This window comes from Jiangella rhizosphaerae, assembly GCF_003579925.1.
GTDB classification, from domain to species: Bacteria; Actinomycetota; Actinomycetes; order Jiangellales; family Jiangellaceae; genus Jiangella; species Jiangella rhizosphaerae.
In genome coordinates, this window is record NZ_QUAL01000248.1 from 1 (window position 1) to 1,747 (window position 1,747).

Annotated in this window: 1 protein-coding gene and 2 pseudogenes; all 3 read left to right on the plus strand. The window is 76.5% G+C overall.

Going from position 1 to position 1,747, the window contains the following annotated elements:
- Positions 1-340, plus strand: a pseudogene (locus DY240_RS32285) (hypothetical protein); the annotation flags it as partial.
- 88 nt (positions 341-428) lie between these two features.
- The gene (locus DY240_RS22840) at positions 429-1,436 is read left to right on the plus strand and encodes an AAA family ATPase (protein ID WP_119662088.1); all 1,008 of its coding nucleotides are present in this window, start codon (positions 429-431) and stop codon (positions 1,434-1,436) included.
- Positions 1,436-1,747, plus strand: a pseudogene (locus tag DY240_RS22845) (DUF58 domain-containing protein); the annotation flags it as partial. The gene DY240_RS22840 and the pseudogene DY240_RS22845, both read left to right, overlap by 1 nt.

Genomic DNA, 1,747 nt, shown 5'->3' on the forward strand with positions numbered 1-1,747 from the left:
CCGGTCCCGCGACCACGCCGCGACGCTGCTGCGCAGGGCCGCCATCCGCCGGCTGGCGGCCACGGCCCACCTCCCGGGCGGCATCGCCGCGGAGGCCGGGCCCGACGCCGTCGACGCCCTGGTCACGACGCTCGCCACCCGCACCGGCCGCCCGGCCGCGGAGATCGCCGCGCTGCTGGCCGGCCCGCCGCCGGCCGACGACGCCGCCCTGGTGCGGCTGGCCGACGACCTCGACACCCTGGAGGCCGGAGGGTTGGGCAATACCGACGGGCGATGGGGGGCCGAAGGTCCCCCTGAGCCCTCGGTCCAAGGGCGAATGCCGTCTGGAGAGAGCTCGTGATCCATGGCATGACCCGACTTCTGAATGTCGCTGCCGCTGTCCCCCGGGCCACCGGCACGTCGCCCACCGGAAAGGATCCCCGTCCATCGTGACCGACGCGTCCACCGAGCAGACCCCACCGCCGCCCAGCCGCGCCGCCGACCCCGGCGAGCACGCGCGGGCCGCGCTCACCGCCGTCCGCCAGGAGGTCGCGAAGGCCGTCGTCGGGCAGGACGCCGTGGTCAGCGGCCTGGTCATCGGGCTGCTCTGCCGCGGCCACGTCCTCCTCGAGGGCGTGCCCGGCGTCGCGAAGACGCTGCTGGTCAGGGCGCTCGCGGCGACACTGCGGGTCGAGACCAAGCGGGTCCAGTTCACCCCCGACCTCATGCCCGGCGACATCACCGGCTCGCTGGTGTACGACGCCCGGACGGCGGAGTTCTCCTTCGCCGAGGGCCCCGTCTTCACCAACCTGCTGCTCGCCGACGAGATCAACCGCACGCCCCCGAAGACCCAGGCCGCCCTGCTGGAGGCGATGGAGGAGCGGCAGGTCTCCGTCGACGGCCAGCCGCGCGCCCTGCCCGACCCGTTCCTCGTCGCCGCCACGCAGAACCCGGTCGAGTACGAGGGCACCTACCCGCTGCCCGAAGCGCAGCTCGACCGCTTTCTGCTCAAGCTGACCGTGACGGTGTCCGAGCGCGACGACGAGATCGCGGTGCTGCGCCGGCACGCCGACGGCTTCGACCCGCGCGACCTGGCGGCCGCCGGCGTCCAGGCGGTCGCCGGCCCGGCCGACGTCGCGGCCGCGCGCGAGGCGGTCGCCGCCGTCCGGGTCGAGCCCGACGTGCTCGGCTACATCGTCGACGTCTGCCGGGCCACCCGCACGTCGCCGTCGGTGCAGCTGGGGGTGTCGCCGCGCGGCGCGACGGCGCTGCTGAAGACGGCGCGCGCGTGGGCCTGGCTGTCCGGGCGCGGGTTCGTGACGCCCGACGACGTCAAGGCGCTGGCCCGGCCGACGCTGCGGCATCGGCTGACGCTGCGGCCCGAGGCGGAGATGGAGGGCGTCACCGCCGACTCCGTGCTCGAGACGGTGCTGGCCACGGTCCCCGTCCCCCGCTGATGGTCCTGACGGGGCGGGTCGCGGCGCTGGCGGCCATCGGCGCGGTGGTCGTGGCGGCGGCGGCGCCGTCGTGGGCGGGCATCGCCGGCGTCACCGGGGCCGTGCTCGCGTTGGTGCTGGTGGACGTCGTGCTGGCCGGCTCGACGCGGGCGCTGCGGCTGTCGCGCGACGGCGACCGCACCGCGCGGCTCGGCACGACGGCGACGGTGCGGCTGAGTATCCGCAACGACGGCCGGCGCCGGGTCCGCGGCCTGCTGCGCGACGCCTGGCCGCCGTCCGCCGGCGTCGTCGCCGACCGCGTCGCCGTCGAC